General features: G+C 54.4%; 12 protein-coding genes and 1 pseudogene. 10 read left to right on the top strand and 3 right to left on the bottom strand.

The features are described from left to right. Positions 1-27: 27 nt before the first annotated feature. From pafA to N6V40_RS11845, 10 genes and pseudogenes are all read left to right on the top strand, one after another. Positions 28-1,401, top strand: coding sequence for a Pup--protein ligase (gene pafA, locus N6V40_RS11895; RefSeq protein ID WP_131088186.1), 1,374 nt, complete (start codon positions 28-30; stop codon positions 1,399-1,401). Positions 1,402-1,521: 120 nt separating this feature from the next. Further along, positions 1,522-2,457 carry an FKBP-type peptidyl-prolyl cis-trans isomerase gene (locus N6V40_RS11890; protein WP_131088187.1) on the top strand — a complete coding sequence of 312 codons (936 nt, stop codon included), beginning with the start codon at positions 1,522-1,524 and terminating at the stop codon, positions 2,455-2,457. Positions 2,458-2,490: 33 nt separating this feature from the next. Beyond that, positions 2,491-2,886 (top strand): FKBP-type peptidyl-prolyl cis-trans isomerase, encoded by a 396-nt coding sequence (locus tag N6V40_RS11885; protein ID WP_131088188.1) that lies wholly within the window; start codon positions 2,491-2,493, stop codon positions 2,884-2,886. 93 nt (positions 2,887-2,979) lie between these two features. Continuing rightward, positions 2,980-4,977, top strand: a complete 1,998-nt coding sequence (locus tag N6V40_RS11880) for a helix-turn-helix transcriptional regulator (protein WP_131088189.1) — start codon at positions 2,980-2,982, stop codon at positions 4,975-4,977. Positions 4,978-4,980: 3 nt separating this feature from the next. Next, positions 4,981-5,340: a hypothetical protein gene (locus tag N6V40_RS11875; protein WP_131088190.1), complete on the top strand. Its 360-nt coding sequence runs from the start codon at positions 4,981-4,983 to the stop codon at positions 5,338-5,340. A gap of 32 nt (positions 5,341-5,372) precedes the next feature. Further along, positions 5,373-5,588 (top strand): Sec-independent protein translocase subunit TatA, encoded by a 216-nt coding sequence (tatA, locus tag N6V40_RS11870; protein ID WP_131088191.1) that lies wholly within the window; start codon positions 5,373-5,375, stop codon positions 5,586-5,588. Positions 5,589-5,663: 75 nt separating this feature from the next. Continuing rightward, positions 5,664-6,463: pseudogene (tatC, locus tag N6V40_RS17720) on the top strand (twin-arginine translocase subunit TatC). 29 nt (positions 6,464-6,492) lie between these two features. Next, entirely contained in the window at positions 6,493-9,276 is a 2,784-nt protein-coding gene (locus tag N6V40_RS11855; RefSeq protein WP_262197792.1) for a DEAD/DEAH box helicase, read from the top strand. A 63-nt stretch (positions 9,277-9,339) separates the two neighbouring features. Continuing rightward, positions 9,340-10,938 carry an amidohydrolase gene (locus N6V40_RS11850; protein ID WP_262197791.1) on the top strand — a complete coding sequence of 533 codons (1,599 nt, stop codon included), beginning with the start codon at positions 9,340-9,342 and terminating at the stop codon, positions 10,936-10,938. A gap of 411 nt (positions 10,939-11,349) precedes the next feature. Then, on the top strand, positions 11,350-12,078 hold the full coding sequence (locus N6V40_RS11845) for a polyprenol monophosphomannose synthase (protein WP_131088195.1): 729 nt from the start codon (positions 11,350-11,352) through the stop codon (positions 12,076-12,078). A 181-nt stretch (positions 12,079-12,259) separates the two neighbouring features. Here N6V40_RS11845 and N6V40_RS11840 read toward each other — a convergent pair whose 3' ends face one another. The 3 genes from N6V40_RS11840 to N6V40_RS11830 all read right to left on the bottom strand — a co-directional run bounded on the left by N6V40_RS11840 (position 12,260) and on the right by N6V40_RS11830 (position 14,257). Then, positions 12,260-12,607 (bottom strand): RNA polymerase-binding protein RbpA, encoded by a 348-nt coding sequence (locus tag N6V40_RS11840; RefSeq protein ID WP_131088196.1) that lies wholly within the window; start codon positions 12,605-12,607, stop codon positions 12,260-12,262. A gap of 185 nt (positions 12,608-12,792) precedes the next feature. After that, positions 12,793-13,722: an SPFH domain-containing protein gene (locus N6V40_RS11835; protein ID WP_131089763.1), complete on the bottom strand. Its 930-nt coding sequence runs from the start codon at positions 13,720-13,722 to the stop codon at positions 12,793-12,795. Positions 13,723-13,780: 58 nt separating this feature from the next. After that, positions 13,781-14,257, bottom strand: a complete 477-nt coding sequence (locus tag N6V40_RS11830) for an NfeD family protein (protein ID WP_131088197.1) — start codon at positions 14,255-14,257, stop codon at positions 13,781-13,783. Positions 14,258-14,263: the final 6 nt, after the last annotated feature.

Genomic DNA, 14,263 nt, shown 5'->3' with positions numbered 1-14,263 from the left:
TGTGCAGTCGAGGGGAAGTAACCACGCGTGGATCGCAGAATTTTCGGTCTTGAAACCGAATTCGGACTGACCTATGTCCCATCGGACGGACGTCGGCTGACCCCAGAAGATGCCGCCAGGCACTTATTTAAGCCAGTGGTGAACTGGGGGAGAAGCTCGAACGTTTTTCTCGAAAACGGGTCACGACTGTATCTGGATGTCGGCTCACACCCTGAATATGCCACGGCCGAATGCGATCAGCTCAAGCAGCTAATTGCCCATGACCGTGCCGGCGAAGCGTTCATGCTTGATTTGGTAGATCAGGCCGAGGACCAGCTGCTAGAAGAAGGCCACGAAGGCCGGATCTACATGTTCAAGAACAACGTTGACTCGGCTGGTAATTCTTACGGTTGCCATGAGAACTATCTGATTCCTCGGAAGATCGAGTTTAAGCGCCTAGCCGACATGCTCATTCCGTTCTTGGTTACTAGGCAGTTGCTCTGCGGTGCAGGTCACCTGATCACCGAAGACGATCAGACAAAGTTTGTCTTCTCTCAACGTGCCGATCACATGTGGGAAGGTGTGTCCTCAGCGACCACCCGTTCTCGCCCCATCATTAATACCCGTGACGAGCCACATGCCGATGCTGAGTACCATCGTCGCTTGCACGTCATCGTGGGCGATTCAAGCATGAGTGAGACAACGCAGTTGCTTAAGATTGGTGCCACCGATCTTGTGCTTCGGCTCATTGAATCTGGCGAAATTTATCATGACCTTCGCCTTGAAAATCCGATTCGTTCGATCCGTCAGATTTCCCATGATTTTGACGGAAAAACCGTCGTCAGGCTGATGGGTGGCGACGAGCCGACTGCACTGCAAATTCAGTGGATCCTTTTTGAGTCAGTCAAAGAATTTGTGGCACGCCACGGCGCCCACCATGATCAAGTGGATACAGTTCTTGAGCTCTGGGAGCGGACACTGACCGCCATTGAGACTCAGAATTATTCATTGATCGACAAAGACATTGATTGGGCCATCAAGCACAAACTCTTGACGGGGTATGCTCAGAAGAACTCTCTGGAGCTTTCATCCTCGCGACTAGCTCAGCTGAATCTGACCTATCACGATATTGACCCTGCACGCGGTCTTTTCCACCTGCTTAAACGCCGGGGACTGGCCAATAGTGTGGTTAGTGATGCCGAGATTCGTCAGGCAGTGGAGAACCCACCTGCAACGACACGCGCTGCGATTCGGAGCAAATTCATTCGCGCAGCACGTGCCAACGGACGCCGTTACAGCGCCGACTGGGTTCACATGAAATATGAGGATGAACCCGGGGGAATAGTGCTGTGTAAGGATCCATTTGCGGTCAACGACCCTGAAGTGGATAGGCTTATTGACTTGATGAGTCAGCGAGCGTAACCAGCGGGCGGAAAGACTTTTCACAGCTACCCTACCTAGGGTGGTAGGCAGTGAGTTTGATACTTGCAGAGCGAGTATCTGAGTAAATTTTCATTTTTTGATTTCAACGAAAGTAGATTCGTGCGAAAAGTATTGGCATTGTGCGCAACCGCTTCGGTTCTAGCCTTAGCAGCTTGCGGTTCAGGTTCCTCTTCAGATTTGTCCAAGATTTCGGTCAAGCCAGCAGCCGACGACAAGACGGCACCTGAGGTTTCCTTCGATACTCCATTTGTCACGGACAAGGACGAGGCAGTAAATATCAAGAAGGGCGACGGCGCTGACGTTAACCCTGGCGATACTGTTTCAATCAAGTCGGGCCTGTACAAGGCGATTGACGGGTTGTCCGCTGGCGAAAACTTCACTGGTGCAGCGACCGACATGACGGTTGATGACACGATGAAGGAGCAGATGCCGGAGCTCTACGAGCGTTTGTCAGACTCTAAGGTAGGCGACTGGATCGCTTACTCCACCGTTGAAGGCACTCAGCAGGCTGATGGTTCGGTCGCAGAACCTGCAGAAGGCGCCAAGGCTGAACGCATCATCGTCTTGCATGTTGAAGACAGCACCACTGCCAGCGGCACCATGAGCAAGGATGACGTCGCCAAGCAGAAGAAGGAAGGCAAGCTTCCTACCGTCAAGGTCACCGACGACAAGCCGACCATCACCATTCCTAAGGACACTGAAGCTCCTAAAGATTTGGCAGTAGACGTCCTTGAAGAGGGTAAGGGCGAAGCAGCCACCGCTACCTCTAAGGTCAAGGCCAAGTACTCGGGTGTTACCTGGGCAGACGGTAAGGAATTCGACGGCAACTTCGGCAAGGATTCCACCGAATTCTCACTTGATCAGGTGATCAAGGGCTGGACCGAGGGCATGACTGGTCTGAAGGCCGGTTCTAAGGTTCTGCTGACCATCCCAGCCGATAAGGCTTATGGAAATACCTCGAGCAACGGTTCGCCAACCGGACCACTGGTATTTTACGTAGAATTGGAATCAGTTACTGCTGCTGACAGCAAGTAATCGTCTTAACCACGACTGAGAAAGGCCGTGACTATGTCGTTCGGAGAACGCAACTACGACCGCACCAAGCCGGAAATCGACTTCCCAGGCACCGACGCTCCTGAAGAACTGGTCATCACCGACCTGGTCGAGGGAACCGGCGCTGAAGTTACTCCTGGCACCACCGTTCAGGCACACTATGTTGGTGTTGCCTGGTCCACCGGCGAGGAATTTGATTCCTCATGGAACCGTGGCGAGACCTTGGACTTCCCAGTTGGAGTCGGTATGGTCATCCAGGGTTGGGATCAGGGCCTGCTGGGTATGAAGGTTGGCGGTCGTCGCCGCCTGGATATTCCGTCCAACCTTGCCTACGGTGAGCGTGGCGCCCCAGGTGCCATCGGTCCTAATGAAGCATTGATCTTCGTAGTGGATCTCGTCGGAACCAAGTAATTCGACGACGTTGTTATGGCCCCGATATAACAATCGGGGCCATAGCTGTCTTAAAAGCTCTCAGTAAGGTAGAAAGTTGGTTAGTCTAAGCACGTGAGCACAAAGCAATCCAGCGGACCAAGCAAGGCAGAACGCCTAACCAGCCTGATCTATGCCCTGGCTACCAAGTCCCGGAAGTTCAACGCCGATCTAATCGGCGAGTACCTCGTGCCAGACGGCTCAGCCGATACCCGCGAGAAGGCCTTAGACCGACTCAAAGACGAGATTCGCAATGACTTTGGTCTGCAGCTGAACAAAGAGTCTATTGACGGCGTGCCGTACTACAGCCTAGATACAACTGACTGGTTCTTACCCCCAGTGAAATTCAGCCCTGCAGAGGCCGGCATGATTGCCCTGGCTGCGAGCCTATGGAAAGACACCAAGCTACAGGCTCTGGGTCTGAACGCGGCGGCACGAGTCACCGGACATCTTGAATCGACGCCACCGGTTTCTCCGCTCGCGGGCTCGCTGGTGCCACGCTTGTCCATGGACGAACCAAATTTCAAAGAATGTGCGCTGGCGGTGTTTAACCGCAAGACCCTGAAGTTCTCTTACGTTTCTTCGCAAGGCACTCAGACCGAACGCAACGTGGATGTTTGGGGGATCGGGCAGCGCTACGGTAACTGGTACTTCACCGGATTTGATCACAGTCGTGAGGACGTCCGTGTTTTCCGCCTGTCACGAGTGCAAGGAAAATTCACAAATTCCCGGCATAGCGGAACGACGAGCGAATATCATCAGCGGCCCGTTGAATTTTCGATGAATCAGGTGCTGCAAGATTTTGATTTGAAGCACCCGGGACATATTGCCACCATCAAGCTGCACAGCGATGAGGCGATCCCACTACGTGCACAGTCGCTGAACGGGAACAGTGATAACCCGCAACTTCAGATTGGCTATTCGGACCCACAATCATTTGCCGCAGAACTTGCCGCTTATGGGCCGGCCGTCCAAGTCCTCTCACCGGCGCACCTAGCGGAGCAGGTTCAGCTGTGCTTGAGCGCGGCTCGGGCCACCCAGGTCGCACAGCAGGGGATTGATAGCTACTCGCAGGCGAAGTTCCGCCCCAACAGGGCAACCGGGCGTGGAACTACCACCACCCAAGTCATGAGAAATATCGACATGATTCAGTATGTCGCGGCCCATGGTGCGGTAGGAATCGAAGAACTGGCAACACGCTACTCCATGAGCGTTGCCAAGATCCGCGAAGAATTGGCCATGATCATGATGTGTGGTGTCCCGAACGGACAGCACGACGAGTTGATCAACGTCAACGACGGGGATTTAGAGTCTGACACAGTCACTATTTCCAATGCGGCGCTGCTGGCTGAGCCACAAAAACTTGCGCCCATGGAAGCAGTTGCCGTGCTTGGCGGTTTGAACGCACTGGCGAGCATCCCAGAGTTTGAGCATCAAGATGTTCTGGCTTCTGCCCTGGGCAAGGTTAATTCGGCGGTGGCCCGTTTTGAGGGGTGGAACGGCGCGTTGGGCTTCGCTCTGTCCAAGGCTCGTGAGAATGACATCCCGCAACAACTGGTTCAGGCCGTCAAGAAGCAAAACGTAGTTCGCATTGATTACTACTCCGCTAGTTCTCGAACTCACCAACTGCGCGACGTGGAACCTGTACGAATGATCGAAGATGGGTCAGTTCAATACCTGCGGGCGTGGTGCCGAACTCGTGAAAGCATGCTAACTTTCCGTGTCGATCGAGTATTAAGCGCAGAAACGCTTGATGAACAGTTCGACGTCACGCCGCGACACGATGATCAACAAGATGTGCAGCTTCACTATCAGTCACAGGCCGAAGATCTAGAGGTAATTCTCTATGTTGATGCTGATATTCTGCCGGTGATTGAGGCGTTCCATCCAGTTTCATGGTCCACCGGTAAGGTCGAGAATGGCTATCTGGCCACCGTCCGGTTCTCAGATCATCAGGTCGCAGCGCCATTGATCGCTCGCCATGGCGGTAAACTGGCTGTGGTCTCTCCTGACGCTACGCGCGAACAAGTTGTGCTGTGGCTGGACGAGGCCATCGGAATGTATGAGGATTGATAGATGCTTCCTTGGTGGTTTTGGGTCCTATTGTGGACTGTCCTAGCTTTGGCGACATTGCTACTTGCTGTGCTCGCAGGCTTCAGGCTGTTCAAACGCGGCATGTCAGTAGTCGACGCCTTAGGCGCAGCTGCAGATCATGTTAGTGCTGGGCTGAGCCAGCCTGGCACGGTCGTTGCGTACACCGAGAACACGCGACGCTATCCTCACGGCACCGACGCCACGCACGGTGATCCAGAGGAGATTCGTGCCCAGCGCAGCATAGGTAAGGTCGAACGGATCGAGGCCCGCCGGGTACGTCGGGTCACCCGTCGTGCAGAACGTGGCCAAGCTCAGAACATGCGCGATCTTCGCCTGTTCTGACGTAGACTTTAGTTTGAGAGAAGGGAAATCACATGGGTGGTTTACAGGGATGGCACTTAGTCGTCATTATCGTTTTGGCACTGCTTCTTTTCGGAGCTCCAAAGCTTCCAGGTTTGGCTCGCTCGATGGGTCAGTCGCTTCGCATCTTCAAGTCTGAGGTGCGCCAGATGAAGGACGACGATCCCAAATCTGAGACTGTTGACGGCACCGTCAACGAACAGAATCCAAACGAAAAGAACAACTCGTAGACTTCCTCAGTGGCAATAGATAAAGACAAGACACCGCGCACTAAGAAAAAGCGGGTCAAGGACGAAGAAGGGCGGATGTCTCTTAAAGAGCATCTGATTGAAGCCCGGAACCGCCTTTTTATATCGCTCATCGCATTGACGCTGGGCACTGTCGCAGGATTCTTCCTTTACGACTGGCTTCTTGAGCTGATTATCGCTCCGGTTGAGGCCGCTGGCGGGTCAGTGAACTTCACGGCCGTGATGTCGCCATTCGACATCATGATCAAGGTTGCGCTGTTCGTCGGAATTCTGATCTCATCGCCGGTCTGGCTCTATCAGCTCTGGGCGTTTATCGTTCCAGGTCTAAAAAGAACGAGCGACGCCTCAGTTACAGCTTCGTCGCAGTCTCGGTTCCGCTATTTATCGGCGGCGTTGCGATGGCTTATTTTGTGCTGCCATTCGCCCTGCACTTCTTCATCAGCCTGGCTCCGGAGAACTCGCTTAACCTGATCAACATCAACGAGTATTTGCCGTTCATTATTCGGCTTCTGCTCGCTTTCGGTTGCGCAATGCTTGTGCCCGTGCTGATGGTTGGACTGAACTTGGTAGGCGTGCTGCCGGCCAAGGTCATTCTGAAGAACTGGCGTATCACTGTCTTCCTGATTGCCTTGGTCGCCGCAATGGCTGCTCCTGGTGGCGACGCGATTACGATGTTCGCTTTGGCCGGTCCGCTCTTCTTGACCTTTGCAGCAGCTACGGTCTTCTGTCACTTCAACGATAAGAAGCGTGCCAAGAAGCAAGCGGCGTTAGACGCTGAAAACGAGCGGATGGCGCAGGGAAATTCCTCGAACATCCAAGAACCTAGTCCTCTCGACGAACCCAACTCACAGCTGTAATTCATCGGCGAGAAAGAGAACGGCCACAAGTGACTTCACCCGCGGAACGATACGCGATTTCCAAGACACGGCAGGTCGAGCAGGGCACTGCATTACCTGATTTTCGTGCCAGCATCTCTTTCGAATTGGATCCATTCCAAGCCGAATCCTGCCAAAAGGTCACCGAGGGGCACAGCGTTCTTGTTGCTGCGCCAACCGGTGCCGGCAAAACCGTAGTCGGTGAATTTGCCATCTTCCAGGCATTGCGGGAAAACCGTAAAGCCTTTTACACCACCCCGATCAAAGCCCTGAGCAACCAGAAATATTCGGAACTGGTCAATCGTTATGGTGCGCAAAGCGTTGGCCTGCTCACCGGTGATACCTCAATCAATTCTGAAGCTCAGATTGTCGTCATGACCACTGAAGTCTTGCGTAACATGCTTTACGCCGACTCTCAGACACTGGACGGTCTTGGCTACGTCATCATGGACGAAGTCCATTACCTAGCGGATAAATTCCGTGGCGCGGTGTGGGAAGAAGTGATCATTCACCTTCCGTCGAACGTGCAAATCATCTCCCTGTCAGCCACTGTCTCCAACGCCGAAGAATTTGGTGGATGGCTAGATACCGTGCGTGGACAGACCGACATTATCGTTTCGGAGCACCGACCTGTTCCGCTGTTCCAACACGTCATGGTGGGCTCCAACGTAGTTGACCTATTTGCCGAAGACGTTTCCTTCGACAAGGTGGCAGAAGGCGAAGCGAAGGCCAGCGTTAACCCTGAACTGCGCAAATTGGTCCGTACCCACAATTCCGGTGGACGCGTTCAGCGCGGCCGCGGAAAAGGCAGTCGAGGACCGCAGCGTGGTTCTGGCTTCGGCCAAAGAGTCAACCGTCCCTCGGTTATTGGCAAGTTAGACCGTGCATCATTGCTTCCAGCGATCTTCTTCATTTTCTCTCGCAAGGGCTGCGATATGGCTGTGCAACAGTGCGCCATGGCCGACCTTCGCCTGACGACTAATGAAGAAGCAGCAGAAATTGCGCAGGCGCTCGAAGAAGTCTCGTATCGGATTCCGAGCGAGGACCTCGACGTTCTCGAATTTTGGGCCTGGCGAGATGGTCTGGTTCGAGGCTTCGCTTCACACCACGCCGGACTACTGCCGATCTTCAAAGAGATCGTGGAAGACCTCTTTGCACGAAACCTCATCAAGGTTGTATTCGCTACCGAAACCTTGGCGCTAGGCGTGAACATGCCAGCCCGTTCAGTGGTCTTGGAAAAGCTAGTCAAGTTCAACGGTGAATCCCACGTACAAATTTCTTCCGGCGAATACACCCAGCTCACCGGGCGTGCAGGACGTCGCGGTATCGACGTAGAAGGCCACTCCATCGTTGTATGGAATCCGGAGCTTGAACCAGAATCCCTCGCAGGTCTGGCCTCAAAGCGTACTTATCCACTGAATTCTTCGTTCCGCCCGACCTACAACATGTCCACCAACCTGCTGGCGCAGTTTGGACGCGAACAAACACGACAAATCTTGGAATCGTCCTTTGCACAGTACCAAGCCGACCGTTCGGTGGTTGGCATGGCACGACAGGTCCGCTCCAAGGAAGAGTCACTGGCCGGCTACGCCAAGTCCATGGAATGCCATTTGGGCGACTTCACGGAATATCTGAAGTTACAGCGCAATTTAGCCACCATGGAAAAGAACGCCGCAAAGAGCAGGCGCACCGAGCGACGCTCAGCTGCCGAACGCTCCTTGCAGGCAGTAATGCGCGGTGATGTGGTAGATCTGCCAGGTGGCCGTCGATTCGGCCGAGCCGTAGTGATCGAACTTGATACCGCCATGTACAACCCGCGCCACACCGTTCTCACCGAAGAAGGTCAGCTTCGACGTTTGTCCGTTGATGACCTGACCGGTCCGGTAGAGATCATTTCTCGGATTCGCATCCCTAAAGGTTTCAGCGGACGTACGCCCAAGGAGCGTCGTGATCTAACGGCCTCCCTGCACAATGCTGTCTATGAGGAACGTCCACCGCGTCTGGATGCGCAGGGGTTCAATTACGAAGGTGCGGACTCAACCGAGCGCGAAATCAATGAGCTGCGTCTACAGCTCAAAGATCATCCTTGCCATTCGTGCTCCGAGAAAGACCAGCACATGCGTTGGGCTGACCGGTATTGGAAGCTGAAAAAGGATACTGAGAAAGCTCGTCGAGCGATCCGCGGGCGGACCAATACCATTGCTACGGAATTCGACAAGGTCTGCAAGGTTCTGGAGCAGTTCGAATATCTTACTCCTGATGAAGATGATGAAGGTTTCACGCTGACTGATTCCGGCCGGCGTTTGCGAAGGATCTACGGCGATCGAGACTTGCTAACCAGCCAGATCCTAGAAACCGGCAAGCTCACCAAGCTCAACTCTGACGAATTGTGCGCAGTGGTAGCCAGCTTGGTCTATCAGGCACGTCGTGACGGGGACCGTGCAGATCCAAAGATGCCTACCGACAAGATCGCGGACATCTGGAATAGCACGATCAAGATTTGGGGCGAGCTCTCTGACGCAGAGGAAGCATTAAGCCTTGATCCAACTGCGCCACCTGAGTCGGGCTTGATCTGGCCAATGTACAAGTGGGCCAGAGGAGCAAGCTTGAACAGCGCATTGCGTGGCACAGATATGGCGCCCGGGGACTTTGTACGCTGGGCAAAACAGGTCATCGACACCCTGGATCAGTTTGCCAAGAACCCTGAGTTGCCTCCGATGCTTGTGCGCAATGCCTATAAGGCTGTCGACCAGGTCAAGCGCGGAGTTGTGGCCTACTCAAATGTCTTGGCCTAATACCCACGCGGTTTAGGCGAATCAAAACTTACTAATCGGTGCACAAGAAAAGGGAGCACACTGATGGCAAAAACACTGTACCGAAACGGGGCAGTTTATTCAGCCGCGGATCCGTTTGCGACCGCCATTGTTGTAGATGGCGACACTATTTCATGGCTTGGCGGTGAGGACGCAGCAGACCGCCACGCCGAGAATGTCGATGAGGTCATCGACCTGCGAGGCGCATTGGTGACTCCGGCCTTCGTTGAGTCCCACACCCACCTGGCCGCCTTAGGACGCACTCTTTCGGGTGCTGACTTAAGTTCAGCAACTTCGGCAAGCTCTTTGCTGTCCTTGGTTGCCGTTCAGGGTCAGAAATCCAGCAAGGTAGTTCTTGCGCAGGGTTGGGACAATTCCGATTGGGAAGACCAAACTCTGCCAGAGGCTAACGACCTCACCAGCGCCGCCGACGGTCGTGCCTACTATCTTTCGCGCCGTGATGTTCACAGTGCCTTGGTCAACCGGGAACTGCTTGATTTCCTTGGGCTGGGTCACCTGAAGCCAGGCGTGGTAGCCGGAGCTGATCACGACGACGTACGTTTGGCGATTGCCAAGGCACAAAAAGCGGATCATGAATTCCAGCGTTTGGCACTGGCACACTATGCATCGCGTGGTTTTGCCACCGTCGTGGAGATGGCTGCCCCGCACCTTGAGGGTCGCGCTGCCCTAGATCAGCTACTGGCCGATAACCAGCCAAAGCTTCCGCAGGTTTATGCCTTCTGGGGCGAAGCTGTTAGTGACGCAGACACCGCAGACGAGCTCTTCAGCTCGTTCCCTAAGGGACGTTTGCTAGGTATTGGTGGGGACCTGAAAGTTGATGGCTCACTAGGTAGCCACACCGCCTACCTGCGCGAAGACTACAGCGACAAGGCCGGGGAACGCGGCACGCTGTACCTAAACAAGGAAGAAATCGCCGCTCACCTTGTGGCTTGTAGCAGCCGAGGTATCCAGGCTTCCTTCCACGTTATTGGTGATGGTGCACTGGATGAGGTGCTGGACGGATTTGATCTGGCCGCACAAGAAATCGGTGTTCCTAAACTCCAGATGGCCCGGCACCGCCTGGAGCACGTCGAAATGGTTGATGATGTTACGCGTCAGCGACTGCTGCAGTATGCGATCACCGTGTCCATGCAGCCAGTTTTCGATCACGCTTGGGGTGGTTCGAACGGCATGTACGCTCAGAGGCTGGGGCAGCGCGCCGAGTCCATGAATAACCTCTCGGCAATGCTTTCTGCCGGCGTTCCCATGGTCCTTGGCTCTGATGCACCAGTCACCGAGGTTGACGGTTGGCAGGTGGTGCGCGCGGCCATGAATATGTCTAACACCCAGGGACGGGTTTCGGCTCGTGCAGCATTCCTTGCCCAGACTCGATCCACGTATCGTGCGATGGGGGAGATGAACCCGTTGGCCGGACAACTAGCCATTGGCGCGCAAGCAACCTTCGCCGTGTGGACCGCATCAGAACTGGCCGTGCAGACCCCGGACGTTCGCATTAGTTCGTGGAGCACAGATGCCCGCGCTGGTACGCCTATGCTGCCGGTAGTGGACGAGGAAATCCCTGAGTGCCTGCGTACGGTGCGTGCCGGCGTGACGATTTTTGACAACCTCGAAACTCAAAATTAGCTTAAAGTAAAACTTTGACTTCAGCCTTAACATTTTTAGGAAACCTACGTTGACTTGAGTCGTCTAGATAAAGACTGAAGTCATTAGACGGTTGACAGTGTGGGTGGGGTAACCACTAGGCTGAACTAAGCGCCTCTTCGTGATGCACAAGCATTGCGTTCGATACGACGCAAGTTGAACAACGATCCTCAGTGACCTTAGATAACATTTTGCGTGCCTATGGCGCGCGAGATAGGGCCGAAGTCACTGAGGATCGCTGTTTAATCCAGTGTCTACGCCGGCTTCACGAGCAATTGATGACTATACTTTGAGTTTGGACTATCTCTATCCGTAGCAATATCTGACAATGTTTTGTCTCAGCTGCCGGGCAGGGAGAACATTCTTGTTGCATACCCAGAAAGGTGCCGCCGAGTGCGCGTCATTACCATCATCCCGACCTATAACGAGCTGGAGTCGCTCCCGCTAACAGTAGGACGGTTGCGGTCCGCCGTTCCGGATTCGGATGTATTGATCGTCGACGACAATTCACCTGATGGCACCGGTGAACTAGCCGACAAGATGTCAACTGATGACGCAAACATCCATGTGCTGCACCGTACGGGCAAGGACGGTTTGGGCGCTGCCTACATCGCTGGTTTCGAATGGGCCTTGGCTCGCGACTACGACGTTTTTGTCGAGATGGATGCTGACGGCTCGCACATGCCTGAGCAACTTCCGCGCCTGCTCGAAGCAAGCGCCGCTGGCGCAGACCTGGTGATCGGTTCGCGTTGGGTCAAGGGTGGAGAGGTTGTGAACTGGCCACTGCTGCGTAAGATCATTTCCCGTGGTGGTAGCTTCTACTCCCGCACCATGCTTGGTTTGCCACTGCGTGACATTACCGCAGGCTACCGAGCCTTCAAGCGTGAGACGCTTGAAGCCATTGACTTTGACGCCGTCGAATCACGTGGCTACGGCTTCCAGGTTGATATGACTTTCCGCGTAGCCATGCTGCGCAAGAGAATCGTTGAGGTTCCAGTAACCTTCGTTGAGCGTGAACTTGGCGCTTCGAAGATGAGCGGCAATATTGTTTTTGAAGCAATGTGGAACGTGACTCGCTGGGGCATGGGTGCACGCTGGAAGAAGCTCACCTCAAAGAAGTAAATTTGTAGAAGTTGGTGCGCGCCCGGGTAACGGGTGCGCACCATTTTCTTTTAAGCACAGCGCATTGTGAGTGCTAGAAACATCTGAGGGGCCGGTGCTGCAACTATTAGTTGCGGCACCGGCCCTCAAACGATTCCGAAACGGACGCTGTACTCGACGGTGTCCGTTGCTGGGGGAGAAGTTAGGCTGATTCCCCGCGAGCAGCGCGAAGCTGCGTCAGGCGGTCTGCCAGAGTCTTTTCCAGCTCTTCTTCACTGCGACGCTCGAGGAGCATGTCCCAGTGGGTACGAACTGGCTTTTCGTTGCTAGCTTCTTCTGCCCTAGCTTCGCCGTGGACAAGCTTGGCTTCCTTGCCCGTTTTGGTGTGCCAAACGGCTGGAATTTCAGCTTCTGCTGCAAAGACAACGAAGACGGTCTCGCCGTCCTCGGTACGGTATTCCACGCGCTGACGGGCAGCCGGCTCCACACCTGCCTCAGATTCCATGCTCTGTGCACCCAGGCGCATGCCTCGTAGGCTGCGATCGCTCATGTTTTTTCCTCCGCGATGTTTAAAGAATTCGCTACACGTACCAACGTTTGATATCCGGAAATAATTCCAGCCGACAAGCAGCTGACTTTCACTAAGTACCAAAACATCCATTATACGCGTCTGCGGCGAGGCGCAAAGCATGCACCTCGCCGCAGAGCGCGATCTAGTTATTTAAGCTGTTACTACTACACGTCAGTGCGTGGGGCAGCTGGGGGAGTCGGAGCTGAAGCAGCACCGTTTCCACCTAAAGCTCCGCCGATGCCCTTCAAGGCCTCGGTGAGCTCACTTGGGATAACCCACAAGGTGTTTGAGGTACCTTCGGCAAGCTTGGGCAGGGTCTGCAGGTACTGGTAAGCCAGCAACTCTTGATCCGGACGGCCCGCGTGGATTGCGTCGAAGACCTTCTGAATAGCCTGAGCTTCACCATCAGCACGAAGGATGGAGGACTGCGCGTCACCTTCGGCTCGGAGGATCTCAGCCTGACGCTGACCTTCGGCGGTAAGGATCGAGGACTGCTTGGTACCTTCAGCGGTCAAAATCGCAGCACGGCGGTCACGCTCTGCACGCATCTGCTTTTCCATGGAGTCCTGGATCGACAGGGGAGGATCGATAGCCTTCAGCTCAACGCGGGAAACACGGATGCCCCACTTGCCGGTAGCTTCATCCAACACGCCGCGAAGCTGACCATTGATCTGGTCTCGGCTGGTTAGCGCCTGTTCCAAGTTCAAGCCGCCGACCACGTTACGCAACGTTGTGGTCGTAAGCTGCTCGACAGCCTGGATGTAGTTGGCGATTTCGTACGTAGCTGCACGTGCCTCGGTGATCTGGAAGTAGACCACGGTATCAATGGAGACAACCAGGTTATCTTCGGTGATCACCGGCTGTGGTGGGAACGAAACAACCTGCTCGCGCAGGTCCAGCAGGGGCAAGAGGCGATCCACAAATGGGATCAGAATCGTCAAGCCGGGGTTCAAAGTGCGGTTGTACTTGCCGAGACGTTCCACAATGCCAGCTCGTGCCTGAGGCACGATTCGTACGCTGCGCAATAGAACGACAATCACGAAGATTGCCAAAACGACAAGCACAACAGACAAGCCAAAACCATTGTTATTCATGGTCATACTCACTTTCATTGTGCTGGGTGATGAGTGGTAAATAGCAGTTGAGCTAGCTCTAGACGTCCGCTTGATCAGCGGGCTTCGACGTCAGGAAGGCGGTTGCTCCGTCAATACGTGAAACTACGGCATAGGTACCAGGCGACATTGTCGGCACACTTGGTTCTGCCCGTGCCGTCCAGGTTTCACCTTGAATTTTTGCCGAACCTGACAGGCGCGAAGTTGGTTCAAGGATGAGAGCGTCCGCACCGATAAGTCGTTCGATGTTGGTTCGATAACCGACAGGTGACTTTTTTATGTGTTTCATCGCGATGGGGCGAACGAGCAAAATCATGAGGAGAGAAACAAGGCAGAAAACAACTACCTGCAACCACAACGGGCCACTAAGCAGTGCAACAGTGACACCGCCGAGGGCTCCGACGCCAAGCATGATGAAGTAGAGATCTAGAGAGAGCATCTCGATGATGGCCAGCAGCAAGAACAGCGCGAGCCAAATGACCCACGCGTTACTTATGATCCATTCCGCTGTAGTCATGGAATC

Source organism: Glutamicibacter sp. M10 (assembly GCF_025452055.1).
Classification (GTDB): Bacteria; Actinomycetota; Actinomycetes; order Actinomycetales; family Micrococcaceae; genus Glutamicibacter.
This window is presented reverse-complemented; position numbering and strand designations above follow the sequence as displayed.

Bases quoted from the DNA above. Each gene is read 5' to 3' on its own strand.
- N6V40_RS11885 (WP_131088188.1), top strand. From the start codon at position 2,491: ATGTCGTTCGGAGAACGCAACTACGACCGCACCAAGCCGGAAATCGAC.
- N6V40_RS11875 (WP_131088190.1), top strand. From the start codon at position 4,981: ATGCTTCCTTGGTGGTTTTGGGTCCTATTGTGGACTGTCCTAGCTTTG.
- tatA (WP_131088191.1), top strand. From the start codon at position 5,373: ATGGGTGGTTTACAGGGATGGCACTTAGTCGTCATTATCGTTTTGGCA.
- N6V40_RS11850 (WP_262197791.1), top strand. From the start codon at position 9,340: ATGGCAAAAACACTGTACCGAAACGGGGCAGTTTATTCAGCCGCGGAT.
- N6V40_RS11840 (WP_131088196.1), bottom strand. From the start codon at position 12,607: ATGAGCGATCGCAGCCTACGAGGCATGCGCCTGGGTGCACAGAGCATG.
- N6V40_RS11835 (WP_131089763.1), bottom strand. From the start codon at position 13,722: ATGAATAACAATGGTTTTGGCTTGTCTGTTGTGCTTGTCGTTTTGGCA.
- N6V40_RS11830 (WP_131088197.1), bottom strand. From the start codon at position 14,257: ATGACTACAGCGGAATGGATCATAAGTAACGCGTGGGTCATTTGGCTC.